Consider the following 26,971-nt stretch of genomic DNA (forward strand, 5'->3'; position numbering starts at 1 on the left):
GGCTTCCTTACAGGGCCGTGGGAGACTACCACGTTGATAGGCCGCAGGTGTAGAGGTGGAGACACCACAGCCGAGCGGTACTAATAGCCCGAAGCTTTCCGCGCCGGAAAGTTCCGCTGTCCTCTTTTTTTACTTTTTCTATCCCGATTATATGTCATTCAAGATATTCAGGTGCCTATATCGGCGGTGTCTACCTCTTCCCATTCCGAACAGAGCAGTCAAGCCCGCCAGAGCCGATGGTACTGCCGTAAAAGGTGGGAGAGTAGGTCGGTGCCAAATTTTATACAGAGCCCCTACAGGAAACTGCAGGGGCTTTTTTTGTTATCTCAACTCAGCTAACTACTACTAAATTATTACCTTTGTGTAAAATCACTTTTTCATTTTACAGATGATTTATGATAAAAAAAGAAACCATTGAGAAAGTTTTAGATGCAGCTCGGATAGAAGAGGTTGTGGGGGACTTTGTAGATTTAAAAAAACGAGGAACCTCTCTCATTGGTAACTGCCCTTTTCATAATGAAAAAACTCCATCTTTCCATGTATCAGTGGCCAAGGGCATTTATAAATGCTTTGGTTGTGGTGCAGGAGGTGACGCACTTAAGTTTGTTATGGAACTGGAGAAGTATTCTTATCCGGAAGCGATACGTTATTTGGCAGATAAATATAGTATTCCAGTAGAGGAGGTAGAACGTTCTCCCGCGCAGCTTGCTGCTCAAGACAAACGAGAGAGCCTATATGTACTCAGCACCTGGGCAAGTAAATATTTTAAGGAACAGCTCTGGGATACTGAGACGGGGCAAAGCATAGCATTATCTTATTTTAAAGAGCGCGGTTATAGGGAGGATATCATAAAGAAATTTGATTTAGGCTATTCGCCTGATCAATGGACAGCTCTTGCAGATACCGCTGTTGAAAATGGTTTTCATAAGGATTATTTAAAAGAAATTGGTCTTGCTATAGAGCGAGATGATGGGAGTATTTACGATCGCTTTAGAGGCCGTGTTATTTTTCCTATCCATAATCTCACAGGCCGTGTTATTGGTTTCGGTGGTCGCACATTAAAAACCGAGAAAACTGTCCCTAAGTATGTCAATTCACCTGAAAGCGATATATATCACAAATCGGATGTTCTCTACGGGCTTCATTTTGCAAAGAAAGCGATAAAAGATAATGATGTATGTTATTTGGTAGAGGGCTACGCCGATGTCTTGTCCATGCATCAAGCTGGAATAGAAAATGTAGTGTCTTCTTCTGGAACTTCGTTAACCTCCGGTCAGATCCGTCTTATTTCCCGCTTCACAAGTAACGTTGTTATTTTATATGATGGAGATGCTGCTGGTATTAAAGCATCTTTACGTGGAACGGATATGTTGCTGGAAGAGGGGCTCAATGTGAAAGTATTGTTGTTCCCAGATGGTAACGACCCTGATTCTTATGTACAGAAGTACGGCTCTACGGCATTTAAAGAATATATCGCTAAGCATCAGGAAGATTTTATTTTCTATAAAACAAATATTTTATTAAAAGATACAGGTGGTGATCCGATTAAACGCGCGGAGGTTATTCGGGAAGTAGTAGAAAGTATTGCGTTGATCCCGGACGAGATAAAGGTTTCCGTCTTTATTCAGCAATGTTCCCATTTATTAGATATCGAAGAGCGTGTCTTGCTGACGGAGTTGAATAAAATACGGATACAGAAAGCAAAGGCCCAAGATAAGAAGGTACAACAGGCCTCTAAAACTTCAAATGACTTTCCTGCGGAGAGTATGCCTCCCGCCGATCTATTTTTGACTGATGCAGAGAGGGATCAAGAGGATACTTCAGTAGGAGGAGCTCCCCAAACTATTACACCAGATACTTTACAGGAAAGGGAAATCGTACGTATTCTATTGAATTATGGCGAGGAACTTGCCGTATGGGAAGGTGAAGGGGATGTTCCCATAGCTCCCTTACTTTTGAATGCTTTGGATGATATTACTTTTGAAGATAGAGCAAGTTCGTTTATCGTTGATATCTTTAAACAGAAAGCGGAACATTTTGAAATTCCGGATACAAAATATTTCTTCTCACACGAGGACAAGGAAGTCCAAGATTTAGCGATCACCTGTGTGACTACGCCGTACGAGCTCAGCCCGAACTGGAACGATGATAAGAGAAAGATTTACGTTCGACAAGAACGGGAGCATCTTCGAGAGCTCACTATGCAGGCTATTTATCGCATAAAAAAGCGAAAGGTGGAAAAGGAAATGGTTAAAATCAGAGAGGAGCTTAAACTGACAGCTACCAAAGAAGATATAGAAATCCTATTAGCCAAATATCAGAAGCTGAAAGAGGCGGAAAAGGTACTAGGTGATTTTTTGGGAAATATTGTGGTGAAATAATCGACAGGTCGAGGTTGTCATTTTATTTCTGTAAATTGGCATCGCAAATACGGGAGAACAATGAAGATAGATAATATTCTAGTTTTTGTAGGATTTGCTATCGTGTTGATGGCAGGATGTAAATCGCAGAAAAAGTTTGATTTTTTATCACCAAAATCCGGTGAGACAATTATACTGGGCCAAAAAGTTGCTGTACGTATGCACTTTCCCGATAGTGCAATTGATTCGGTTGTGTATTCGGTAGATGGGCGGGTTATTGAAAGGAAGCAGGACACCACGGAACTACTGTTGGATACGGAATCTATTGGTCTTGGCGCACGTAATCTGGTCGCCAAGCTCTATAGAGAAGGAAAAGAGGATGTCGCATTTAGTAACGTGACCATTTTGCCAGAATCACCCAGTCAATATACATTTGAGGTGGTCAATGAATATCCGCATGATATAACGGCATTCACGCAAGGTTTAGAGTTTGAAAATGGTTTTTTGTATGAATCCACTGGGGCTGGCAATGATTTGATAACCTCGTTAAGGAAAGTGGAGCTTGCTACTGGAAAGGTTGTGCAAAAGAAAGAAATTACCGGGACTGACGCATCTGGTGAACCTTATTTTGGTGAGGGAATGACTATTGTGGGGGATAAGATTGTGATGCTAACCTGGCGTAATAATCTGGGATATGTGTTTAATAAAAATACGTTTGAGCAGGTTGGTACTTTTAACTATCAACAAAGCAAGCAGGGATGGGGACTATGTTACGATGGGAAAAGACTTATAAAGACAGATAGTTCTAATAAATTATATTTTTTAGATCCGAATACCTATCAAGAAATGGGTTTTATTCCTGTATACGACCATAATGGGGCAGTTGATTACATCAATGAGTTGGAGTTTATCGACGGGAAAGTATATGCCAATATATATGGGAAAGATATTATTGTTATCATCAACCCTGAAACAGGCGCTGTTGAAGGGCAAATAAATTTTGTAGGTCTATATAAAAATTCGAAACGGGGTGCCGTAGATGAGGAAATGAACGGGATTGCCTATGATAACGTAGGAAAGCGGTTATTCGTTACCGGTAAACAATGGAATAAGCTTTACGAAGTAAAGATCGTAGAACGCTAAGAAAGATATCCCTGTTTTTCTAACTATTAATTTTATGTTATCTTTGGAAAGCACCAAGTTAATATATGAACCGATATGCATTGTCTTCGGATACAGAATTGACTGTCCTGCTGACACAGGGAGATGAGATAGCTTTTACTGAAATCTATAGCCGATATAGTCGCAAGTTGATGGCAATGGGCTATAATTATGCTAAAGACAGTACTTTAGCCGAAGAGATTGTTCAAGAGGTATTTATACAGCTATGGGAGAAACGGCAACAAGTAGAAATAAATACATTAAGTGCTTATTTAGCCACAGCCATTAAGTTTTCTGTTTTCCGGGTTATACAACGAAAGCGACGTCAGGAAGCCATTGCTCAGGAACATTATACGAAAGAAGACGTGGTGCATGATGATGAGCGGATATATGCCAAATTTCTAGAAGAATACATAAATGGAATTACCGAAGAGCTGCCGGAAAAATGCAAACTTGTATTCCATTACAGTCGTAATCTACACATGACCAACAAAGAAATTTCGGAAGAACTGAATATTGCGGAGAAGACGGTTGAAGCACATCTCACCAAAGCGATCAAGAATGTACGTAAAGGACTAGAAGGTTTAGGCGTATCCGCCATCTTGATAAACGTATTCATAAAATATTTTTAGAAAAATTTTGTAGAGAGTAAGGGTAACCTCTACCCTTATGTGACGTCCTTATAGTTACAGCCAAAAATAAAGCTATGGACGAACAACGTATTCCTGAACTTATTGACAAATACATTGCTGGTACAGCTACAGATAAAGAGCGTAAAGCGTTATTGGACTGGTATCGATCTGTACAACACGATGAGACATTTTGGCCGGAAGAAGAAGCTGTTTTTGAACAGCGTATAACGCGCGCCCTATCAGAAATAAAGCAATCAACCGGCTTAGCAACGAATGATACATCGACCATTAAACGTATTTTTCCCTGGAAATTAATTTCTATAGCAGCAGTCGCATTGATGGTTATTGGTTTGTCAACATTATTTTTACTAGATACAAGAAAAAATGTAGCTAAAGAAAACATAGCATTAACAGATGACGAAATTAAACCAGGAGGTAGTAAAGCTGTATTAAAGCTTGCCAACGGGCAAACCTTTGCGCTGGGCGACTCGTTAGCCACATTTGGTATTGCAAATCAGGGAACTTTTACGGACAATAAGGGTGAATTGCTGTTTAACCCAGAAACAGGTGGGACCACCACATTGGCTTATAATGAACTAATGACGCCAAAAGGAGGACAGTATGTGATACATTTACCCGACGGCAGCAAGGTTTCTTTAAATAGCGAGAGCGCATTATCTTTTCCGACTTTATTTGAGGGTGATGAACGCAAAGTTGTACTACAAGGAGAAGCTTTTTTTGAAGTAGCTAAAAATGAGGATAAACCTTTTATTGTATCAATGCCAGCCATGGAAATCGAAGTGTTAGGTACGACGTTTAATGTGAAGGGCTATCAAGATGAAGAGGATATTACGACAACTCTAGTAGAGGGATCAGTAAAGGTTAAGGCGGAGAAAAAGGAAGCGTTGCTGAAGCCAGGACAATCTGCCATATTGAATAAAGCGAGTGGTGTTATGCATACCAAAAAAGCTGATTTAACAGTAGAGACGGCATGGACCAAAGGCTATTTTATGTTTAACAATGAAAATATAAAAAGTGTCATGAATCAGCTTTCTAGATGGTATGATTGTCAAGTGGTCTATCAGGGAAGTATGAAAGATATACTATACTCCGGGCGAATACTTCGTAGAAGTGATATCACTGAAATCTTAAATATGTTAGAACAAATAGGGACAGTTAAGTTTGAAATAGAAGGAAGGAGGGTTGTTGTTATGCCATAAATTTACGTTCATAATCAACAACGAAAAAATGCTGAAGCGTTGCCCCGCTCCAGCATCTTAAACGTGTTGAGTTTCGTTATAATAAAATGTACTAACAAAATATTATCAATTACATAAACTCTAACTTTCAAAAATATGAAATTTAATTTGGGTAGGGAGAGAATTCTTTCCTTTTACAGGATTTTACTTGTTATGAAACTGACCACAATCCTCTTGATATGTGCCTTTGTGAAAGCAAGTGCTACCAGCTTTGCTCAACACATCACGTTGTCGACGACTAACGGTACGTTGGAATCCGCACTTAAGAAAATCAGCGAACAAAGTAATCATGATTTTCTCTATAGTGCGACGATGTTGAAAGATGCAAAAAAAGTAACGATCAATGTCAAGAACGTGACGCTCGAGGAAGCATTAGAGCTATGCTTTAGAAATCAACCTTTTACCTATTCGTTGACAAGCAATACGGTAATCGTCAAAAATAAAGATAACGCGGCCGTAATTAAACAGACGCGTACCGTGAGTGGTTACGTTCGAAATACTGATGGTATGACTTTGCCTGGCGTAAGTGTACGACTTAAAGGCACTTCTAAATCGGCAGTTACAAACGAACGTGGACAATATACGCTGGAATTAACGGGAGAAAACAATGTGTTAAGCTTTTCTTTCTTAGGTTATGGAATTCAAGAAATTTCGGTGGGCAATCGTAGTACGATAGATGTAGTATTGGTTGAGCGGGAAGAGATAATGGATAATGTTGTTGTAACGGCATTAGGTATTCAACGTCAGAAGCGCTCTTTGGGCTACGCAGTGTCGGATATTTCCGGCGATGAAGTGACCGGTTTTGGAGAACCTAACGCGATTTCTGCTATGCAAGGTAAAGTAGCTGGTGTCAATATTTCCAATACTACTGCCGGTGCTACAGGTTCCAGTCGTGTGGTAATCCGGGGGATACGGGAACTACAGGGAAGTAACCAACCGTTATATGTAATTGACGGTGTTCCGGCTGTTAACGGAAACATCGGAAGTGCTGATCAAAACGGCGGGTTTGACCTGGGGGATGGCTTGGCAGATCTCAATCCGAACGATATTGAGTCGGTATCTGTACTAAAAGGTGCTTCAGCCGCGGTACTATATGGCTCTCGTGCATTGAATGGCGTGATATTGATTACGACGAAAAGCGGTAAAGGAAAAAAGGGCCTGGGGATTGAATACAATAGCTCTTTGACGACCGACCATATCTCTACCCGCTTGGACGAGCGGCAGAAAGTTTATGGGCAAGGGACGAACGGTTTACTGCCTAAAGATGCTACGCAAGCGGGAAATATTACAGCCAACTGGGGACCTCGCTATAGCGATTTCAATACCATTATCCAACGGGATGGGCAGGAGCGTCCGTACGACTATCTGGAAAATAACGTACAAAATTTCTTTAGAACGGGAGTGACGGCCATGAATACCGTATCGTTAACGGGTGGCAACGAAAACCACAACTTAAGATTCTCTTATTCGAATGTAGCTAATAAAGATATTATTCCAACAAGTGGGTACGATAGAAATAATTTCTCTTTTAGAGGAGAATCCAAAATAACGGAAAGGCTTACGTTGGAAGTGAAAGGCTCCTTAATGAATGAGAAAGTACGGAACAGACCGGCGCTAACAGATGACGTCAATAATATCGGGAATGGGTTAATCGGTTTGGCCGGTAACTTTGACCAAGCTTGGTTACAGCATTTTGAGAATGAGGATGGAACATATATAAACTATACGGGAAACCAATACCGTGCTAATCCCTATTGGACAATAAACCGAACACGTAATGATAGCAAAAAGGTTAGAACGGGTGGGTCGGCAAATTTGATTTATCAAATTGATGATAATTGGTCCGCTATAGCGAGTGCCGGAACAGATTTCTATAACTTTGAGTTTACGAACTTCTATGATTTGCATACACCGACAAGGACTGGCGGACAATTACAGCTTAATGATCTAAAAGTGAGGGAAGATAACTTCCAAGCCATGGTGAATTTCAATAAGGAGATCAACTCCGCTTTCACTATTGGGGCGATGCTTGGGGGAAATATTATGAAATTTAATCGGGAGCAGACCATCACGATGGGTAATGAAATTATTTCGCCTGGTAAAATGCTGATTACCAATTTTCGGGAATTACTGATTCAACCTCTACATCCACGCAAAGAGATTCAATCTATTTTTGGAAATGTAGAACTCGGATACAACAACTATTTATTTTTAAACTTGCAAGGGCGCAACGACTGGTCGTCTACACTACCCAAAGGAAATAACGCCTATTTCTATCCGGCGGCTGACTTGAGCTTTGTTCTGTCTGATGCTTTTAATATACAATCGAGCGTGTTGAACTATGCAAAGTTAAGGACGTCTTATGGACAAGTAGGTAGCGATGCCGATCCGTATAAAACAGATTTCTTATATAACCTGACTGGCCAGTCGATGAACGGGTTTCCTATGGGAGAAATTTTGGGCGACGTTATTCCAAACGCGAACTTGAGACCACAACGCAAAAACTCTTTTGAGGTAGGGGCTGATTTAAGTTTTTTGAAAAATCGTATCCATTTGGATGTTACCTATTATAATGAGGTGACGAATGATGTATTACTGGATGTGCCTGTTCCATCGCCGACAGGCTATGCTCGCGCATCATTGAATGCTGCTAAGCTGAAAAATAAAGGGGTAGAGATACTATTGAAGACGACTCCGGTTTCTCTAGAAAACAGTTTCAAATGGGATTTGTCTTTCAATTTCGCAAAAAACTATAATACCGTAGTCGACCTTTCCGATAATCTCGAAGCGTATACGGTGGCGGAAGCCCGTTGGGCAGGAGCGACTATTATCGCAGAAAAGGGAAAACCTTTCGGTACTATCTTAGGTCGGGATTTTCAAAAAGATGATGCAGGAAATATCATTCACGGGAGCGATGGTAAACCACTTTATACAGATGGTCCCGTAGCAATAGGCAATAGCTTGCCAAGCTGGACGGGCGGTTTGACAAACAGCTTTTCGTATAAAGGAATCGAATTCCGTGCGACAATTGATATCCGGAAAGGCGGAAGCTTGTTCTCCATGACGAATATGATGATGTATGACAACGGATCGCATTTGGCCACATTGGACGGACGTGATTCTTGGAACGAATACTATCAGGAAAGACGAGCAGCAGAGGACGCCGGTTTGGATCCGGATGCTGTCGATCGAAATGGAAGAGGGTTTATCGGTGTTGGCGTGAACGAAAATGGAGAGCCGAATGATGTCGCCATTAACCCAGCTGAATACTGGCGTCACGTCTCTGAACAAGTTCCAGCATCTTTCATATATGATGGTGGATATATTAAACTTCGTGATGTAGGAATAAGCTATACACTTCCACAGTCCATGGTGAAAAGAATGCCTATTCAGTCTGTTTCCATCGGCGTAATCGGGCGTAACCTTTGGATTATACGGAAAAACGTTCCGAATATCGACCCCGAATCCAACTATAATAATGGTAACGGACAAGGGTTTGAGTACGGATCATTACCGGGTAGAAGAAGCATAGGGTTCAATTTAAATGTACGGTTTTAACGGTTGTATTAAGGAGGAATTTATATGAAAACGATAAAATATATATCATTATTTGTGCTAATCGTTCTGTTGCATGGTTGTACGAAAGATTTGACATCACTCAATGAAAACCCGGCAGGATATAGCGAGCTGGATCCGGCATATCAGTTTACGGCGGTGCAGGCAGGCATGTCCGGAGATCGGGAAGATGTTTGGCGCTATGATTTGTTGTTAGCCTCTCCGATGGTTCAACACCTCGGTGGAGCCTGGGGTATTCAGGCCGGCGGTATGTACCAAGTGTTTGATCTCACGTATTGGGCAAGCCACTGGGAAAAAACCTATCCTCGTGAATTGAAGAATATAGAAGATGTTGTTTACAAAACAGCAGATGATCCTGAGCAGGTGAATATCCATGCGGCTGCACGTATTCTGCGTGTTATGATTTATGCAAAAATGACGGATTTATATGGAGATATACCCTATTCAGAAGCTATTAAAGGATATACAGCTGGTATTCTATTGCCAAAATATGATAAGCAAGAGGATATTTATGTTGATTTCTTTAAAGAGTTGGACGAGGCTGTCGCTCAATTGAACGTTGATAAAGGACCGTTTGATGGCGACTTATTTTACAATGGTAACGTAGCACAATGGAAGAAGCTGGGTAACTCCCTTCGTTTGCGTTTAGGTTTCCGGTTAACAAAAGTGGATGAACAGGAAGCCCGCAAACAAGTGGAAGCCGCATTAAACGGCGGTGTATTGGAAAGTAATGCCGATATAGCCATGACCAAGCATATGAATCTCAGTTATCGTGAAAATGAATACAGGGGGAACGGGCGTTCTCAAGTATTTAAGAACGAGGCTATTTCTTCCGGTTTTAAGCTGACAACCACTTTAGTGGACTATATGCACGATCGTCAAGACCCAAGGTTAAAAATATATGGAGGAACATATCTGGGAGACGGTATTGTTGGTGTTTCCCAAAGTATTCAGGATATTACCGATTATATTGAACCTATAGGCGTAAGGCCGGGAGCAATGGGTTGGGACTATTGGGAAGATTATGGTAGCATAGTTGACGGAGATGGAATCTCTCGCTGGGTAGGACATTCCTTTAAATTTGTGCAACCCAGTATATACGTCTCAGCGCTGGACGCACCTTTCTTCCATTTAACATATGCGGAAGTAGAGTTTCTAAAAGCCGAAGCTGCGTTACGTGGTTGGGCCGGATTATCTCATGCTAATGCCGTTGGGCATTTCCATCATGGCATAGAGGCTAGCTGCGCCATGATGGCACACTATCCGGGGGCACCCGCGATCGATACTGATAAAATCGAAGCTTTGAAAGCAAGTTATAGCCCGTTTCCCTCAGATTTTGCAGAAGCAATGGATGCTGTACATGGGCAGATGTGGGTAAACTTTTTTCTCAATGGCGCAGAAGCATACGCCAACTACAGACGTACCGGATATCCGTCGGTCATTATACCGTTTGAAGGAACAGCCTCGAACCCAACTGAAACAGGAGGAGTCATTCCGAAACGCTTCTTTTATCCACAGTCTGAATTGATTCAGAATGCAACAAATGTCGAGGGAGCCATAAGCCGGATGGGTGGAAAAGATGATTGGTTGAAACCCGTATGGTGGGATAACCAATAAAAAGCTCGATAAGGATTCGTATTTTTGTGCAAATAGACAGATATGCGCATTATGGCTTTTGATTATGGGACAAAGCGGATAGGCATGGCGGTTACTGACCCGATGCAGCTTATTGCGACGTCGCTGACGACTATCCATCCAGAGGAGATTTGGAAGTATTTGGCGGATTACCTTCAAAAAGAGGAGGTAGAGACATTTGTCGTGGGTAAACCTTTGCAGATGGATGGAACAGCATCACAGTCGGCTCAGCATATTGTTGGTTTTATCCGAAAGCTAAAAAAGACCTATCCCACTATCCCGATCGTCGAAATTGATGAACGCTTTACCTCTAAAATGGCTTCCAGTGTTATTGCCCAAAGCGGTATGAAAAAGCATAAACGACAGGAGAAGGGGTTGGTCGATGCTGTATCGGCAACCATCATTCTACAAACTTATATGGATTCCAAAGCATTTTAATACGATGGCATTAAGAGATATTTCGTTTTTCAACGAGGACACTGATTATAAGATCAAAGACAAACAGAAAATACGGCAATGGATTGGTGCCACGGTTACGGCAGAGGGCTTTGACCGAATTGGTGAATTAAATTTTATTCTCTGTTCAGACGCCTATTTGTTAGAAATTAATAAACAATATTTGGATCACGATACGTATACAGATATTGTGACATTTGACTCTTCGGAAGAAGACAATGTCATTGCAGGCGATATTTTTATATCCGTAGAAAGAACAGCAGAGAATGCGTTGAAGTTTGGTGTGTCCGAACGTGACGAATTGCATCGGGTGATCATTCACGGCGTATTGCACCTATGTGGATACCTGGATAAGAAAAAAGAAGCCAAAGAGTTGATGACCGCTAAGGAGAACGAATACTTAAGCAAACGAGTTTTTTAAGGAAGCATATAAACAGAAAAGGGAAATCAAACGATTTCCCTTTTTTAAGTTAGGGTCTGAAGCCTTAAAATCTTTCGAATTGAGAGAAAAAGAAATTACCTTCAATATCTGCATTTTCATCCGAATCCGATCCGTGAACAGCATTCGCATCGATAGATTTAGCGTATTTGTTGCGAATCGTCCCTTCCGCTGCTTCAGCAGGATTTGTAGCACCGATTAGTTTGCGGAAATCTTCTACAGCATTGTCTTTTTCCAAGATAGCCGCTACAATTGGTCCTGAGGTCATAAAGCTAACTAAATCATTATAAAAAGGTCTTTCTTTATGTACGGCATAGAAATTGCCTGCAGTTTCTTTTGTAAGCTGGATGTATTTCATAGCGACGATTTTGAAGCCGTCCGCGATAATATCATTTAAGATAGCACCAATGTGACCATTTGCTACAGCATCTGGCTTAATCATCGTAAAAGTTCTATTTGTTGCCATGTTGATAAATTTTTGTGCAAATTTACACAAAATGCTTTGCATTCGCGAATACCTATAAGATGAGTTTGTGTAAATCTCCTCTGCCTTGAAAAATTTTACTTATCAGAGGAAACATAGGGGGAATTAGCGGAAAGATAAAAAGCAGCAAAAATATAAACCTAAAAAAATTTGTTTTATCCAAGAGACTTATTATATTTGTTATGCTTGCATAGTAAAATATAAATCAAATTATGTCTCAAGACAATACCATAGATTATTTTTTGAAAACCTGTTGGCAGACGGTCGCTAACAAGTACAACATTATTGCTTCGCAATTCGGGTTCACCCAAGCAGCAGGATATATTTTGATCAATATACATAAAGAAGGTACCTCGGTTTCGCAAATTGCAAATGCTACGGGCGTGAAGACGACATCGTTGTCTCGGGTATTAAACAATTTAGAAACGTTAGGGTTTATCTATAGAGAGGTAAATGCATCCGATAAACGCTCGGTAAAGGTGTATTTGACACCGTTAGGTGTGGAAAAGCGAAAGCTAGCGAAAGACGTCGTTAGGAGCTTTAATGAGTTTTTGGAGTCCCGGATTCCGGAAGAGGAGCGTGCGCAATTGATTCAGTCGTTAAAGAAGATCAACGCATTGACGGCAAGTTATCAGCTGGAGCAAGAAGGAGGTGTAGAGAAGAAGGCTGAAGGATCAAAGAAGGTAGATGTTGGAAAATAGACGGGAAACATTTTTACTAAAAAAAGTAATAAAATGAATAGACGTATTAAGAAAGTAGCTGTTTTAGGTTCGGGGGTGATGGGTTCGAGGATAGCTTGTCACTTTGCAAACGTGGGTATAGAGGTGCTCTTGTTGGACATTGTGCCGCGGGAACTTTTACCACAAGAAGAGGCTAAGGGGTTAACACTGGAAAGCCCGGTTGTTCGAAATCGTATAGTGAACAATTCTTTGGATACTGCATTAAAAACCAATCCATCCCCCATTTATAGCAAACACTACGTAAAGCGTATACATACCGGGAATTTTGAAAACGATATGCCCGCTATTGCAACGTGCGATTGGGTAATTGAGGTGGTGGTCGAACGATTGGAGATTAAAAAATCTGTTTTTGAGCAGGTAGAACAATACCGGAAGGCAGGAACGTTGATCACATCGAATACTTCTGGTATCCCAATCCATTTGATGACCGAAGGGAGATCGGATGATTTTAAAGCACATTTTTGCGGAACACACTTTTTCAACCCTCCGCGTTATCTGGAGCTATTAGAGATTATTCCTACTGCGGATACCAAACCGGAAGTTGTCGACTTCCTATTGCATTTTGGAGATAAAATGTTAGGCAAAACCGTCGTATTATGTAAGGATACCCCGGCTTTTATAGGAAACCGTGTTGGTGTTTACTCCATGTTAGCGTTGACACATCTCGTGGAACAGATGGACTTGTCCGTAGAAGAGGTTGATAAATATACAGGGCCAGCGATGGGGCATCCTAAATCAGCTACGTTTCGTACCGCAGATGTCGTGGGGTTGGATACGTTAGTCAATGTTGCGCAGGGACTGATACAAAATGTTCCTGACGACGAGGCCAAAGAGGTTTTCCAGTTACCATCCTATATCACCAAAATGGTGGAGAATAAATGGTTGGGCGAAAAATCGAAACAAGGTTTTTATAAAAAAGTAAAAGACGATAAAGGTGATTCGGTCATTCTTGCACTCGACTTAAAGACACTGGAATATAAAGAACAAGAGAAAGTTAAATCGGCAACCCTTGAGGCAACTAAGCCTGTAGAAGATATCCGTAAACGGATGAAAGTTTATGAGCAAGGTACAGATAAAGCCGGTACATTGTTCCGTGCGATGCATTACCCGTTATTTGAATATGTCTCCCGCCGTGTTCCAGAAATTACCGATGATTTTTATCGGATAGATGATGCCATGCGTGCTGGCTTCGGTTGGGAACTGGGGCCGTTTGAGGTTTGGGATGCACTGGGCGTGCAGGAAACGATTGATAAGATTCGGACAGAAGAGAAAAGGTTACCGGGACAGCAAGGTGAAGTAGCGCAGTGGGTACATGAGATGCTGGAAGCCGGACACGACTCTTTCTATAAAGTGCAAGACGGCGTAAGGCATTATTACGACATAGGCTCGAAATCCTATAAACCGATTCCAGGAACCGAAGATTTAATCATTTTAGATCATATTCGGGACACAAAAACCATTTGGAAAAATTCTGGGGTAACCATTACGGATTTGGGTGATGGTATCATCAATTGTGAGTTTCATACCAAGATGAACACGATTGGTGGGGATGTTATCCAGGGCATCAATAAAGCGATTGATTTAGCCGAAAAAGAATACCGAGGCCTTGTTATTACGAATGACGGTAAAAACTTTTCGGCAGGCGCTAATATCGGCATGATTTTCATGATGGCGGTCGAGCAGGATTATGACGAGTTGAATACGGCGGTGCGTATGTTCCAGAATACCGCCATGCGGATTCGCTATTCGTCTATTCCCGTTGTCGTCGCGCCATTCCAACTGACATTAGGTGGTGGGTGTGAATTTTCGATGCATGCCGATTTCGTACAATTGCATGCGGAGACATACATGGGCTTGGTGGAATTTGGTGTTGGTGTTATTCCGGGTGGAGGTGGCTCTAAGGAGTTTGCTCTCCGAGCCTCGGATGAATATAAACCCGATCAAATTGTACAGAACACGTTAAAAGATCGATTCTTAACAATAGGTCAGGCAAAGGTGTCGACTTCTGCGGTAGAAGCTGCGGAGCTTGGTTATTTGCAAGAAGGCAAATATGCCATCACGATGAATCGTAAGCGGTTATTGGCAGATGCTAAGGCAAAAGCGTTGGAGCTTGCGCATGCGGGATATATACAACCCGCTCCACGAACGGATATTAAAGTGCTTGGAAATCAAGGATTAGGAATAGTTTATGTAGGAGCCTCTTCTATGCGGGAAGGGAATTATATCTCCGACCATGATAAGAAGATCTCGGAAAAATTGGGATGGGTGATGTGTGGTGGAAACCTGTCAGAGCCTACGGAAGTCTCTGAGCAATACCTACTCGATATGGAACGAAGGGCGTTTTTGGAGTTATGCGCGGAGCGTAAAACATTGGAACGAATACAACATATGTTGACGAAAGGGAAACCTCTTAGAAATTAGTGAAACATGGAAGCATACATTATAGCAGGATATCGTACAGCAGTAGGAAAGGCACCGAGAGGTGGCTTTCGTTTCATGCGTGCAGATGATTTAGCGGCTGAAGTTATTAAACATATGGTGGCGACCGTGCCACAATTGGATGTGACGAAAATTGATGATGTCATTGTGGGAAATGCCATGCCAGAAGCGGAACAAGGATTGAACGTCGGACGTTTAATTTCATTGATGGGATTGGATACCGACAAAGTACCGGGTGTAACCGTGAATCGATATTGTGCATCTGGGTTGGAAACCATCGCGACGGCTGTAGCAAAGATTAAATCCGGTATGGCCGATTGTATTATTGCCGGTGGTGTAGAAGTTATGTCGGGCATGCCGTTTGGCGGATGGAAAATCGTGCCAAATCCGGTGGTGGCGAAAGACCATCCGGATTGGTATTGGGGTATGGGGCTGACAGCGGAAGCCGTAGCGAAAGAATATAACGTTTCGCGTGAAGATCAGGATGCTTTCGCACTTCGGTCGCACCAAAAAGCAATCGCAGCTATAGAAAACGGGCATTTGAAAGACGGTATTGTACCTATTAAGGTTACTGAAAATCACCTAAAGGACAACAAAATTGCCTCACGTGAATATATTGTCGATACAGATGAAGGGCCAAGAGCGGATTCTTCGGCGGAGGCGTTAGCAAAGCTAAAGCCAGTATTCGCGGCAGGCGGGTGTATTACCGCTGGGAACTCGTCACAAACATCCGACGGTGCGGCCTTTGTTATGGTCGTGTCGGAAAAGATGCTAAAGGAATTGAATGTTAAACCGATAGCACGATTGGTGAGTTATGCCGTGGCAGGAGTGCCTCCGCGGATTATGGGAATAGGTCCTGTGTTCGCCATACCCAAAGCACTGGAAATGGCGGGATTGCAAAAAGAAGACATCGACCTGATCGAATTGAATGAAGCTTTTGCATCACAATCCTTGGCGGTTATCCGCGAATTAGGGTTGGATGAAGAAAAAATAAATGTCAATGGTGGAGCGATAGCTTTAGGGCACCCGCTAGGCTGTACAGGAGCTAAATTGACCGTGCAGCTCTTAAACGAGTTGAAACGTCAGGAGAAAAGATACGGTATGGTAACAATGTGCGTGGGAACGGGACAAGGAGCAGCTGGGATATTTGAAATGCTAGATTGAAGAATTTATAAATAATGGAAACAAAAGCTATTAAAGGCGGGGAGTTTGTGATTCGCGAAACCCCTTATACGGAAGTTTTTATTCCGGAAGAGTTTGATGAAGAAGCAAAAATGATTCGCCAGACTTGTTTGGATTTTCTTGATACGGAAGTGTTGGACAAGCTGGATAGAATTGACGCGCAGGAAGAGGGGTTGATGCAAAGCCTTTTGGATAAAGCTGGAGAATTGGGCCTATTAGGCGTGTCCATCCCGGAGCAATATGGAGGATTTGGTAAAAACTTCAATACGTCAATGTTAGTTGGCGAAGCGGTAGGTGGCGGTTATTCGTTTGCTGTCGCTCTTTCTGCACACACCGGTATTGGTACATTACCCATCTTATATTACGGAAACGATGCCCAAAAAGAAAAATACATTCCTAAACTAACATCAGGAGAATGGAAAGCAGCCTATTGTTTGACGGAGCCTAACGCAGGGTCCGATGCGAATTCGGGACGTTCCTCCGCAAAATTAAATGCAGAAGGCACGCATTATCTGCTCAATGGGCAGAAAATGTGGATTACAAATGGTGGATTTGCGGATGTATTCATAGTATTTGCAAAAATTGATAACGACAAGAATCTCAGTGCTTTTATTGTAGAAAGAGATTTTGGCGGTATTACGATGAATCCCGAAGAACATAAGATGGGTATCAAGGGCTCGTCGACAAGGCAGATATTTTTTAATGATTGTCCAGTTCCGGTAGAGAATCTATTATCTGAAAGGGAAAACGGCTTTAAGATTGCCGTTAATATTCTAAATATCGGACGAATCAAATTGGGTGCTGCGACCATTGGTTCTGCACGTTCTGTCGTTACGCAAGCCGTAAAATACGCTAATGAGCGCGTGCAATTTAATTTGCCCATATCCAAATTTGGGGCAATTCGTCACAAATTGGCTGAAATGGCTATTCGTTTGTACGCTAATGAATCTGCTGCTTATAGAGCAGGACAGAATATTGATGATGCTTATGCTGCGCTTGTTGCCGGCGGAATGGATGAAGCTAAAGCCAAGTTAAAATCTACAGAACAGTTTGCTATTGAATGTGCGATTATAAAGGTATGGTGCTCTGAGATGCTGGATTATGTCGTTGACGAAGGGGTACAGATTTATGGAGGTATGGGTTATTCGGCTGAAGCGCCGATGGAGAGAGCGTACCGGGATTCGCGTATTAATCGGATTTTTGAGGGTACAAATGAGGTGAATCGCTTATTGGTCGTGGATATGCTATTAAAACGTGCCATGAAAGGAGAGCTGGATTTAATGGGGCCTGCGACGGCTGTTGCAAACGAGCTGATGGCTATTCCTGATTTTGGAGAAGAAGATACCGCCATTTTTGCCACGGAGAAGAAGATTATAGCAAATTTAAAAAAGGCCGGTTTAATGGTGGCGGGTGCTGCGGTACAGAAACTGATGATGAGTTTATCGAAAGAGGAGGAGATATTAATGAATATTGCGGATATCATTGGCTATGTCTATGTGGCCGAGTCGATATTGTTGCGGGCAGAAAAGATTTATCACACTCAAGGAGAAAATGCGGCCACTTTCCCCTTAGATATGGCGAGGGTGTATTTATATACTGCTTTGGATAAAGTAGCTACAGTAGGTAAAGAAGCACTTTACGCCTTTACGGAAGGGGACGAATTGAAGATGATGATGGTTGGTCTGCGTCGATTTACAAAAGCGGAACCGTTTAACACAAAAGAAGCTCGTCAGCGTATTGCGAAGAAAATGATTGAAGAGAATAAATATTGTTTTTGATACATTATTTTTTTGGTTGATTAGCCTGTTACGGTATATGTGACAGGCTTTTTTATTTTTTTTAAAATAAAATCTACTTATTTAGTAGACTTTATTAAAATGTTTTTATATTTGTCCTGTTCGTTTCAATTGGCGTTGGCAACGATAGTATAAAAAACATTAAACAAAACATGAAAAGTAACCAAATTCAAAACAGAGCGGTTCAAATGAACAGAGATTTTATCAATCTTTATTGTCTTTCGTTTCGTATGCGAATGTGCAGATCTTAATTCTTCCCTCTACAATAGGACACAGAAGAGGGAAGTGCTTACTTCCCTCCTGTGTTCAATAACAAACCACAAGTTCAATTGGCGTTGGCACTTGTTAATATTTACTATTAAACATTCGAAAATATGAAAAATTACGGAGTATTACGATACTCAGCGGCTTTATTGTTTATTTTTCTACTCAAACAGGACCTATTTGCACAAGTTCAACCTCAACCGATTATTAATGCCACGTTAGAAGGTATTGTTGTTGATTCCGTTTCCAAAGCACCCATCGAAGGAGCTACTGTCCAACTGGAAGCGGTGACCCACAGTGTGCGTACCGACCGAAATGGAAAGTTCGTATTTGTTACTGGTCAGAAATTACCACTCACATTGATTGTCACTGTTGTAGGATATGAGCAAAAAAGAATTGTTGCGAATACCTCACCGGCTAGAATAACATTATCACCTAAACAGGAAACATTAGACCAAGTTATTGTAACGTCAAGGAGAAGGAGAGAGCAACTTCAGGATGTGCCGATTCCGGTTTCTACAGTACGGGCGAGCACCATAGAAGATGCGGGGGCATTTAATGTCGGTAGAATTAAAGAAATAGTTCCCACGGTACAGCTTTACTCTTCCAATCCGCGTAATACGACGTTAAACATCAGGGGGCTGGGATCTACATATGGTCTTACCAATGATGGAATAGATCCAGGTGTGGGATTTTATTTAGATGGTGTCTATTTGGCACGTCCCGCTGCGACATCCTTAGATTTTATTGATATTGAGCAAATTGAAGTATTGCGCGGTCCCCAAGGAACACTATTTGGTAAAAATACGACGTCGGGAGCTTTTAATATCACCTCCCGTCAACCTGAATTCACACCCAGTGCTAATTTCGAATTGAGTTACGGTAACTACGGTTATATACAGGCTAAAACATCTTTAACTGGTCCATTGATCAAAGAGAAGTTGGCAGCGCGTGTCTCTTTTTCAGGAACACAGCGTGATGGAACTTTGTATAATGTCCATTCCGATCGCCAGATTAATGACATTAATAACTTAGGAGTGAGAGGACAATTGTTATTTACGCCGAATGAGAATTTAAACATATCATTGGCCGGTGATGTGACGAAGCAACGTCCGGATGGTTACGGCTGGGGTATCGCCGGTGTTGTTGAAAACCAACGATCAGCCTATCGCCAGTTCAATAAAATTATTGAAGACTTGGGGTATGAAATTCCCTACAAAAGTGCTTTCGAAAGAAAAGTTGATTTGGACACCCGTTCTAAGGCTGACAACGAATTGGGCGGTGTTTCGCTAAATGTAGATTATAAAATTGGCAACGGCACATTGACATCTACATCTGCATGGCGCTATTGGAATTGGGTACCGCTAAATGACAGAGATTATTTAGGTGTTCCTGCCTATACTATTTCAGCCGGAAATTCCGTACACGATCAATGGTCGCAGGAATTTCGGTATTCCGGTAATATTAGTGAAAAAGTAAGTGCTGTTGTTGGGGTATTCGGTTTGTGGCAGGATTTGAAAACGGATCCAGTACATACGGAAGAAGCCGGTGATGCTTTATGGCGTTTTCAGCAAAACAATGAGTCGGCTACACAATGGGCACCGGGTCTGGTCGATAAAGTGGGTATTCGTACCAAGTACGGTATTAAGAGTACAAGTTTGGCCGTTTTCTCCCAATTTGATTGGGCTATCACCTCTAAATTACATTTATTACCGGGTTTAAGGTATAATTACGATAAAAAAGTAGCCGATTACGATCGTAAAAAGTATATCGATAATACAATAGACTATACGCCGGAACAATTTGCAGCGGTGAACAGTATCTATTCTGATCAAACGTTTGATATAAATGCCGATGCTGGAAATCTATCAGGTCAATTGTCCTTACAATACAGATTTAATACCAATTACAACACTTATGCGACCTATTCTAAAAGCTACAAACCGATAGGCATCAACGTTGGTGGATTGCCGGTTATCGATGGAGAAGTAGCCACCGACTTAGCAGAGGTAAAACCGGAATCTGTAAACCATGTGGAATTTGGAGTAAAGACTAGTCCAAGTTGGAACTCTTTTTTGAACTTAACCGTCTATCAAACGAATATTAAGGATTATCAGACACAAGTGCAAACCCCGGATCCAGGAGTGAATAGGGGATACCTAGCCAACGCGGAGAAAGTGCGCGTACAAGGTATCGAACTTGATGGTAGTGTGAGACCTTGGGAGTTCCTGAGATTGAACGGAGCATTAGCTTATACGGACGGTAAATATGTTTCGTTCACCAACGCACCTGTTCCATTGGAAGAAGTTGGAGGCCCCGAGGCCTTTAAAGATGTTTCTGGAGGAGAACTTCCCGGGATTTCAAAATGGTCCTGGTCATTGGCAGCCGAATTAACGGCAAAGGGGCGCTTATTAGGGTTAGCGGGGAATTACTTTTTGGGAACAGATCTTTTTTATCGGTCGAAATTTTCGTCTAGTCCATCACCATCGCAGTATCTGAATATAGATGCCTATGCTCTACTCAATGCGCGTGTGGGATTTCGCGCAACAACGGGATTATCGGTTATCGTCTGGAGTAGAAATCTGACGAACAAAGATTATTATGAGCAGTTGCTCGCTGCTCCGGGTAATTTCGGGCAATATGCCGGGGTAATTGGCGACCCACAGACCTATGGCGTGACACTACGATATAATCTTAGGTAACAGTATTCGGATAGAAAAACAAAAAATAAATAATTCAAATGAAAAATAGAATAACCTTGTTTTGCCTTTGTTATCGCATGCGAATGTGCGGCTAGAAGAACTTATTTCTCTTTATGGAAGCATATAGGGGAAAATTTCCCCTATAGCTTCTGCTTTATAATTAATAATGTTACAAGTAGCAATTGGAGTTGGTCACTTGTACATTTCACTATTAATTTTTCGAAAATATGAAAAAAAACTATCAAGCAACAAGTTTTTTCCTAAAAAACCACAACGGATTTTTTTACGTCTCTTGCTTTTTTCTTTTAACCCGAATGTGTTGTTGAACTTTCCCTATAATGGAATCCTAGTTAAGAAAACTAAGTAGAAATCTATCCTACGATTCTTTTATTAACCTTTTTTAGTCATTCGACCGCATAATGATGTTATGAGGTTGATTTTCACAATAAACTATCTATTATAATGTTGGCAATAAGACAAGATCGACGTATTAAACTTAAAATACCGTTGGGATTAATAGCGGTAATGCTATGGAGTATAGTAACAATCGCGCAAGAGACTACACCTTTGATCAATTCCAGATTGGATGGCGTGATTTTAGATTCGATAACTAAGGAACCACTTGGAGAAGTAACCTTAAGGTTAGAAGGTGTAACGCATAGTACCAAAACAGATGATGATGGAAAGTTTCAGTTTATCACAGGGCAAAAGTTCCCCTATACCATTATCATCTCGTATGTAGGTTACAAAACAAAAACCATAGTCGCGAATGGTTCACCTATTACTATTCTTTTGGAAAGAGATGATAGTGCCATCGATGAAGTGGAAATTGTAGGATATACGAAAGTCAAAAGGAGTGCCTTGACAAGTTCTATGTCTGTCGTAAAAGGGAAAGATCTCTCTCAGGCCCCTTACACGAGTGTAATTGAAAAACTTCAGGGACAAGTACCGGGATTATTGATTACCAATGATTCTGGAACACCCGGAACTTCCGTTCTCGTACGTCTTCGAGGTACCAATTCTGTCAACGGAGGAAACGAACCGCTATACGTGGTAGACGATGTGATTATTAATAGCGATAACCTGCAAGGGTTAAACTTAGGGGGGCAGTTGGTTAACCCGTTGTCGGATATAAGTACCAATGATATTGAATCAATTACTGTATTGAAAGATGCGAATGCTACCGCTGTATACGGATCCCGTGGTGCCAATGGCGTTATATTAATAAAAACTAACCGAGGAAGCAACAGAAAGCCAAGAGTAAACTTTGGTTTACAAACAGGTACTTCCAAAACCAGGAATCTTTGGGAGCTCGTAACAGGAGAAGAACATGCAAATCTTGTAAATGAAGCCTTTGTAAATAATGGTGGACTTTATGAAAACCGTCCGTTTCGGCCTGTCAACGAATCGACGACTGCCTTCCCTGCATGGGGACTGCCAGAAGAACAGGAGACATATGATAGATTGAGCGCGATTTGGCGAACAGCTGTTCTACAACGCTACAATCTTTCCGTTTCCGGAGGTAATGTAAATTCCAATTTTTATATAGGAGGAGAATATCTTAATCAGCCCTCTACCGTAAAGGAACAGGATTTTTCACGTTACAGTTTTCGGGTCAATTTGGATCATAAGCTAAGCGACCGATTAAAAATTGGTACTAGTAATAATATTTCCACTACCCCTCGTAAGTTAATACGTGTGGGTGATGGAGGGACAGGGCTTTTCCAAGCTGCATTGCATACGCCAACGTTCTATCCGATATTCGATGAAAACGGTCAGTACAATACGCATTTTACTTTTGAAAATGTATACGCTATGTTGGAAAATACAGATACAGAATCCAATAGCATTAGAAGTCTCAATAACGTGTTTGCAGAAATAAAAATCATACCATCACTAACTTTTAAATCAAGTTGGAGCAGTGACTATAATATTTATAAAGAACACAGTTATTTCAGCACGAAATTAGTTGCTGGACAGCCAGCAGGGAACGCTACGTACAACAATACGGAACGACTCACATTATCAGCCGACCAATTATTGAATTATAATGTTTCTACGATTAGTGGAGATTTAGCGGTTTTTCTTGGGAATAGCTACCAATTTACGGATAAAGGAGGCCATACGATTACAGGAAGCCAGTTTCCGAGTGATCAACATAGACAGATTGTTTCCGCAGGCGTGAGAAACGGTACTACAACCGCATCTTCGGCCAGTTTGCTCTCCTTCTTCGGTGGGATTAATTATTCCTACAAGGATCGTTACGTAATTGACGGTACGTTTAGATCAGACGGTTCTTCCCGAATCGGTAAGGACCACCGTTGGGGACATTTTCCCGCCGCGGGATTCAATTGGAGAGTAAGCAACGAGGAGTTTTTTCCAAAATCTGATAATTTCAGCGAATTACGACTGAAGGCTAGTTGGGGGCTTACGGGAAACGCAGCTGTTGATGATTTTCAGTCGTTAGGTCTTTGGAGTGGTGGAAGTAATTACGGAGACAATGTCGGTATTGTACCATCGCAAATGGCAAATGCTGATCTGAAATGGGAAAAAACAAGACAATGGAATTTTGGACTAACTGGAGTATTATTAAACCAACGACTTGATTTCGAAATCAATTACTATGATAAGTATACAAAAGATCTTTTATTATCGAGCTTTCCCGTTCAGGATATTACGGGGTTTTCGAGCATTACCTATAATGCTGGAGAGATTAGTAATAAAGGGATAGAATTTATCGCTAATTCGGATAATCTAAAAAGTAAACACATAAGCTGGCGTACCACATTTACAATTTCACGGAATACAAACAAAGTAGAAAAACTGTTACAGCCAATAACAGGTGGATATAGGCAATTTCGTTTAGAAGAAGGACATGCCATTTCCTCCATTTGGGTACACAAACAATTGGGGGTGGATCCGCAGACGGGTAACGTAATCTACGAAGATGTAGACGGCGATGGCCAGATTACACAGGAGGATCGTCAATTGTTGGGAAGTGTTTGGCCTGATTTTGAAGGGGGATTGAGAAACTCCATTACGTATAAAAGCTTTGACATAAATGCAAATATAACTTATCGTTGGGGCAATCGACTTTATAACTATACGAAATATTTTCTCGAGTCAGGAGGAGTTAGAGGAACAGAACGTGCTATACAAAAGAGCCAATTAAACTATTGGAAACAACCCGGAGACATCAATGTGTTACCGAGGCTCTCGTCTACTACAAATCCAGATGGAAGCCGGAATTATGAACCGGCAAGTGCTAATAGCTATAGTAGCCGTTTTCTTGAAGACGCTTCATTTATCCGCTTGAAAGACATTACAGTGGGGTATTCTTTACCATCACGAATTACACGTACTATTGGAGTAAATCAAGCAAAGGCTACATTTACGGCCGCTAATCTCATCACCATAACCAAATACAGTGGGCCAGATCCTGAAGCTAATTCGGCATCTGACCGTGCTCTTGTTCAGGGGATGGACTTTAACTCAGTGCCGCAACCTATCAGTTTTTTGTTCGGGCTGAATATTACATTATAATTAATTCGGAGATACCATGAGATATCAATCTAAAATTTACTTGTTGCTGATAATGTTAATATGGACAACATCGTGTTCCGACTTGCTGGATTTGCAGCCTGAAGCTTCTGTTTCTGATGAAGGAGTTATCTCGGATAAAAAAACTTCCTTGGCGGCACTCTATGGTATATATGACAACATTCAAAACAGTTATACGCCCACGCTTACCGCATTTAATTTAGCGGGAGACAATGTGATCAGTTATGCAACTCCTACCATTATCGTTCCCGATAGAAACGCGGAAGACAATGGCGGGGCACCCTTTGCTGCCTTCTATGTAACAATTAACCGAGCAAATTTTATCATTAAACGAGTTCCTGAGGTCGTCGACAATCAACTGACGGATGCCGAACGTGATCAGATTGTTGGGGAAGCGTATTTTCTTCGGGCATTTGCATACTTTGATTTGGCTCGTTTTTACGGCGGTGTACAAATAGTCACCGAACCAACAGAACGTATAGATACGCATAAAGGAACAAAACGAAGTACTTTGGCAGAGACCTATAATCAAGTACTTGCGGATCTGGATAAGGCGGAAGAACTTATTTCGGGCGAAACAGATCGAAGTAGAGCCACTAAATTTGCCGTTTATGCGCTTAAAGCTCGATTTTTTCTCTATACAGAGCAATGGGAGCAAGCCGAAGAATATGCGAGTAAAACGATCAGTAACAGCAATTTTTCCTTAGTAAAGCCTTTTACGACTTTTTTTACCGACCGTCTCTCTAAAGAGTCGATTTTTGAGGTCGTTTATACGGCAGTAGATGCATCTACCTATTGGAGAAGTTGGTTGTCCACGGAAGATGGCGGAAACCAGACGTATGTGCCTGAACCTTCTTTAATAGCGGACTTGCTTGATCCCGCAAAAGGCGGCGCACGTAAAAATATTCTTAAGCAGTCCGTACAAGAACCAGAACTTTATGCGGTGCAGTTATATGGGAAGAAGGATGGAACGAGCTCTTTATTTGCGCTCCGGATTGCCGAACAGTATTTAATTCGTGCCGAGGCACGTACTAAGAAATCCAATCCTGATATAGAAGGTGCTGTGAGCGATTTACTTGAGGTCCAGTCCCGTGCCGAGGTTACTCCGCTATTTACGCACAATGCTGTTACGACAGTTGAAGATGTATTGGTGGCCATTGAAGAGGAGCGCCGTTTAGAACTTGCTTTTGAGGGGCATCGATTTACGGATCTAATACGTACCAATCGTGCGGCCGAAGTGTTGGGAAGCTATAATCCTTTATTGAAAGAACCGTATCAATGGGTATTTCCTATACCGGCAAGCTCCGTCGAAAAAGATCCAGATCTAGAGCAAAATAAGGGATATTAATTATTGTACAATTATTATGAATAGAATATGAAAACATTAAAATTATTAGGACTTTTTCTTTTAGCGTCGGGAATCGTCACAGCGCAATCACCGATCAAAATCAAGGATAGCGAAACCAGACATGGTCCAGAGCGAGGATCTTTACTTATCATTGGCGGAAGTGTAGGTGATACGCCGTCTATTTGGAACAAATTTGTTGAATTGGCCGGAGGTAAGGAAAAAGCTAAAGTTGTTGTGGTAACAGCAGCAGCTGGAGATTCTTCCGCATGGGATCAACGACATGTTGATCAAATCCAGAAGATCACCGGTATTGCACAAATCCAGTTGTTACATACGGCATCTTTTGAGGAAGCAAATACAGAGCAGTTTGTAGCACCACTTCGAAAGGCTACGGGTGTATATTTTATTGGGGGCAGGCAGTGGCGTATAGCGGATTACTATTTGAATACGTTAGCACACCAAGCATTCTTGGATGTACTCGACCGCGGAGGGATATTAGCAGGTAGCTCTGCCGGGGCGAGTATCCAAGGTTCCTTTCTATGGCGTGGCGACACGAGTGGCTCGAATATGCTTATCGGCGATCATACCCAAGGATTAAGCTTTTTAAAAAATTCTGTTATTGATCAACATTTATTGAAAAGAAACCGGCAGTTTGATCTGGTCGATATCGTAAAACATACACCTTCTCTCATAGGCATTGGTTTGGACGAGGCAACAGCAATTTGGGTTCGCAAAGATACAGCAGAAGTCATAGGAAACTCGTACGTAGCTATTTATGATCAAGAAACCATTCTAGGTAAAAAAACTGGCGGTCCCTTCTTTTTCTTGAGTCATGGGCAAAAATATGATCTTAAAAACCGAACGGTGATAAGAGAGTCTTCTCGAAGAGAAAGAGAAGGGTCTCTCGTTAGCACAGCGGCGCATTAGATTATCAATT

Annotated in this window: 17 protein-coding genes and 2 rRNA genes; 18 read left to right on the top strand and 1 reads right to left on the bottom strand. The window is 41.6% G+C overall.

What is annotated here, in order from left to right:
* The 10 genes from H8B21_RS16210 to ybeY all read left to right on the top strand — a co-directional run.
* Positions 1-104: ribosomal RNA gene (locus H8B21_RS16210) — 23S ribosomal RNA — on the top strand; the annotation flags it as partial.
* A gap of 63 nt (positions 105-167) precedes the next feature.
* Positions 168-279: ribosomal RNA gene (gene rrf / locus H8B21_RS16215) — 5S ribosomal RNA — on the top strand.
* A gap of 116 nt (positions 280-395) precedes the next feature.
* Positions 396-2,381, top strand: a complete 1,986-nt coding sequence (gene dnaG / locus H8B21_RS16220) for a DNA primase (protein ID WP_190314836.1) — start codon at positions 396-398, stop codon at positions 2,379-2,381.
* 60 nt (positions 2,382-2,441) lie between these two features.
* Positions 2,442-3,503: a glutaminyl-peptide cyclotransferase gene (locus H8B21_RS16225; RefSeq protein WP_190314837.1), complete on the top strand. Its 1,062-nt coding sequence runs from the start codon at positions 2,442-2,444 to the stop codon at positions 3,501-3,503.
* Between the two features lie 65 nt (positions 3,504-3,568).
* Positions 3,569-4,153, top strand: a complete 585-nt coding sequence (locus H8B21_RS16230; protein ID WP_190314838.1) for an RNA polymerase sigma-70 factor — start codon at positions 3,569-3,571, stop codon at positions 4,151-4,153.
* A 74-nt stretch (positions 4,154-4,227) separates the two neighbouring features.
* Positions 4,228-5,373 (top strand): FecR family protein, encoded by a 1,146-nt coding sequence (locus H8B21_RS16235; RefSeq protein ID WP_190314839.1) that lies wholly within the window; start codon positions 4,228-4,230, stop codon positions 5,371-5,373.
* A gap of 192 nt (positions 5,374-5,565) precedes the next feature.
* Positions 5,566-8,970 carry a SusC/RagA family TonB-linked outer membrane protein gene (locus tag H8B21_RS16240; RefSeq protein WP_190314840.1) on the top strand — a complete coding sequence of 1,135 codons (3,405 nt, stop codon included), beginning with the start codon at positions 5,566-5,568 and terminating at the stop codon, positions 8,968-8,970.
* Between the two features lie 24 nt (positions 8,971-8,994).
* Positions 8,995-10,605 (top strand): SusD/RagB family nutrient-binding outer membrane lipoprotein, encoded by a 1,611-nt coding sequence (locus tag H8B21_RS16245; RefSeq protein ID WP_190314841.1) that lies wholly within the window; start codon positions 8,995-8,997, stop codon positions 10,603-10,605.
* A 42-nt stretch (positions 10,606-10,647) separates the two neighbouring features.
* Positions 10,648-11,061 (top strand): Holliday junction resolvase RuvX, encoded by a 414-nt coding sequence (gene ruvX / locus H8B21_RS16250; protein WP_190314842.1) that lies wholly within the window; start codon positions 10,648-10,650, stop codon positions 11,059-11,061.
* 4 nt (positions 11,062-11,065) lie between these two features.
* Positions 11,066-11,500: an rRNA maturation RNase YbeY gene (ybeY, locus tag H8B21_RS16255; RefSeq protein ID WP_190314843.1), complete on the top strand. Its 435-nt coding sequence runs from the start codon at positions 11,066-11,068 to the stop codon at positions 11,498-11,500.
* Between the two features lie 64 nt (positions 11,501-11,564).
* On the opposite strand, the gene H8B21_RS16260 is transcribed toward ybeY, so the two are convergent.
* Positions 11,565-11,984: a nucleoside-diphosphate kinase gene (locus H8B21_RS16260; protein WP_190314844.1), complete on the bottom strand. Its 420-nt coding sequence runs from the start codon at positions 11,982-11,984 to the stop codon at positions 11,565-11,567.
* A gap of 230 nt (positions 11,985-12,214) precedes the next feature.
* Here H8B21_RS16260 and H8B21_RS16265 point away from each other — a divergent pair, with 230 nt between their 5' ends.
* From H8B21_RS16265 to H8B21_RS16300, 8 genes are all read left to right on the top strand, one after another.
* Positions 12,215-12,703 (top strand): MarR family winged helix-turn-helix transcriptional regulator, encoded by a 489-nt coding sequence (locus tag H8B21_RS16265; protein ID WP_190314845.1) that lies wholly within the window; start codon positions 12,215-12,217, stop codon positions 12,701-12,703.
* A gap of 33 nt (positions 12,704-12,736) precedes the next feature.
* Positions 12,737-15,163 (top strand): 3-hydroxyacyl-CoA dehydrogenase/enoyl-CoA hydratase family protein, encoded by a 2,427-nt coding sequence (locus H8B21_RS16270; protein WP_190314846.1) that lies wholly within the window; start codon positions 12,737-12,739, stop codon positions 15,161-15,163.
* A 6-nt stretch (positions 15,164-15,169) separates the two neighbouring features.
* On the top strand, positions 15,170-16,345 hold the full coding sequence (locus tag H8B21_RS16275) for an acetyl-CoA C-acyltransferase (protein ID WP_190314847.1): 1,176 nt from the start codon (positions 15,170-15,172) through the stop codon (positions 16,343-16,345).
* Between the two features lie 14 nt (positions 16,346-16,359).
* Complete coding sequence (locus H8B21_RS16280) at positions 16,360-18,141, top strand: acyl-CoA dehydrogenase family protein (RefSeq protein ID WP_190314848.1); 1,782 nt, start codon at positions 16,360-16,362, stop codon at positions 18,139-18,141.
* 392 nt (positions 18,142-18,533) lie between these two features.
* Complete coding sequence (locus H8B21_RS16285; protein ID WP_190314849.1) at positions 18,534-21,125, top strand: TonB-dependent receptor; 2,592 nt, start codon at positions 18,534-18,536, stop codon at positions 21,123-21,125.
* A 462-nt stretch (positions 21,126-21,587) separates the two neighbouring features.
* The gene (locus H8B21_RS16290) at positions 21,588-24,668 is read left to right on the top strand and encodes a SusC/RagA family TonB-linked outer membrane protein (RefSeq protein ID WP_190314850.1); all 3,081 of its coding nucleotides are present in this window, start codon (positions 21,588-21,590) and stop codon (positions 24,666-24,668) included.
* A 16-nt stretch (positions 24,669-24,684) separates the two neighbouring features.
* Positions 24,685-26,034, top strand: a complete 1,350-nt coding sequence (locus tag H8B21_RS16295) for a RagB/SusD family nutrient uptake outer membrane protein (RefSeq protein ID WP_190314851.1) — start codon at positions 24,685-24,687, stop codon at positions 26,032-26,034.
* A gap of 27 nt (positions 26,035-26,061) precedes the next feature.
* A complete protein-coding gene (locus H8B21_RS16300; protein WP_190314852.1) occupies positions 26,062-26,961 on the top strand; it encodes a cyanophycinase in 900 nt (299 codons plus the stop codon).
* Positions 26,962-26,971: the final 10 nt, after the last annotated feature.

This window comes from Sphingobacterium chuzhouense (genome assembly GCF_014692525.1).
Classification (GTDB): Bacteria; Bacteroidota; Bacteroidia; order Sphingobacteriales; family Sphingobacteriaceae; genus Sphingobacterium; species Sphingobacterium chuzhouense.

What these genes read in the sequence shown, in the direction of transcription:
- dnaG (WP_190314836.1), top strand. Translation starts at nt 396, where the DNA reads ATGATAAAAAAAGAAACCATTGAGAAAGTTTTAGATGCAGCTCGGATA.
- H8B21_RS16225 (WP_190314837.1), top strand. Translation starts at nt 2,442, where the DNA reads ATGAAGATAGATAATATTCTAGTTTTTGTAGGATTTGCTATCGTGTTG.
- H8B21_RS16230 (WP_190314838.1), top strand. Translation starts at nt 3,569, where the DNA reads ATGAACCGATATGCATTGTCTTCGGATACAGAATTGACTGTCCTGCTG.
- H8B21_RS16235 (WP_190314839.1), top strand. Translation starts at nt 4,228, where the DNA reads ATGGACGAACAACGTATTCCTGAACTTATTGACAAATACATTGCTGGT.
- H8B21_RS16240 (WP_190314840.1), top strand. Translation starts at nt 5,566, where the DNA reads ATGAAACTGACCACAATCCTCTTGATATGTGCCTTTGTGAAAGCAAGT.
- H8B21_RS16245 (WP_190314841.1), top strand. Translation starts at nt 8,995, where the DNA reads ATGAAAACGATAAAATATATATCATTATTTGTGCTAATCGTTCTGTTG.
- ruvX (WP_190314842.1), top strand. Translation starts at nt 10,648, where the DNA reads ATGCGCATTATGGCTTTTGATTATGGGACAAAGCGGATAGGCATGGCG.
- ybeY (WP_190314843.1), top strand. Translation starts at nt 11,066, where the DNA reads ATGGCATTAAGAGATATTTCGTTTTTCAACGAGGACACTGATTATAAG.
- H8B21_RS16260 (WP_190314844.1), bottom strand. Translation starts at nt 11,984, where the DNA reads ATGGCAACAAATAGAACTTTTACGATGATTAAGCCAGATGCTGTAGCA.
- H8B21_RS16265 (WP_190314845.1), top strand. Translation starts at nt 12,215, where the DNA reads ATGTCTCAAGACAATACCATAGATTATTTTTTGAAAACCTGTTGGCAG.
- H8B21_RS16270 (WP_190314846.1), top strand. Translation starts at nt 12,737, where the DNA reads ATGAATAGACGTATTAAGAAAGTAGCTGTTTTAGGTTCGGGGGTGATG.
- H8B21_RS16275 (WP_190314847.1), top strand. Translation starts at nt 15,170, where the DNA reads ATGGAAGCATACATTATAGCAGGATATCGTACAGCAGTAGGAAAGGCA.
- H8B21_RS16280 (WP_190314848.1), top strand. Translation starts at nt 16,360, where the DNA reads ATGGAAACAAAAGCTATTAAAGGCGGGGAGTTTGTGATTCGCGAAACC.
- H8B21_RS16285 (WP_190314849.1), top strand. Translation starts at nt 18,534, where the DNA reads ATGAAAAATTACGGAGTATTACGATACTCAGCGGCTTTATTGTTTATT.
- H8B21_RS16290 (WP_190314850.1), top strand. Translation starts at nt 21,588, where the DNA reads ATGTTGGCAATAAGACAAGATCGACGTATTAAACTTAAAATACCGTTG.
- H8B21_RS16295 (WP_190314851.1), top strand. Translation starts at nt 24,685, where the DNA reads ATGAGATATCAATCTAAAATTTACTTGTTGCTGATAATGTTAATATGG.
- H8B21_RS16300 (WP_190314852.1), top strand. Translation starts at nt 26,062, where the DNA reads ATGAAAACATTAAAATTATTAGGACTTTTTCTTTTAGCGTCGGGAATC.